The 277-nt window shown below is 49.5% G+C and carries 1 pseudogene; it reads right to left on the reverse strand.

Going from position 1 to position 277, the window contains the following annotated elements:
• Positions 1–277: pseudogene (locus tag AB9F29_RS22620) on the reverse strand (preprotein translocase subunit SecA); the annotation flags it as partial.

Genomic DNA, 277 nt, shown 5'->3' on the forward strand with positions numbered 1-277 from the left:
ATAATCAACGGTGTCCTTGCTTCGTCGATCAAAATGGAGTCGACCTCATCCACAATCGCATAATGGTGGCCGCGCTGTGCCAATTGGCACAATTCGGACCGCATGTTGTCGCGAAGATAGTCAAACGCCAGTTCATTGTTCGTGGCATAGGTAATGTAGCATTTATACGCGGCTTTTTTCTCTTCATCCTGCTGCTGTGGATAGACAACACCCGTTGTCATACCCAAAGCACTGTAAACTTGGCTCATCCACTCGGCGTCGCGTTTGGCGAGGTAGT

The organism is Falsihalocynthiibacter sp. S25ZX9 (genome assembly GCF_041205405.1).
Classification (GTDB): domain Bacteria; phylum Pseudomonadota; class Alphaproteobacteria; order Rhodobacterales; family Rhodobacteraceae; genus Falsihalocynthiibacter; species Falsihalocynthiibacter arcticus.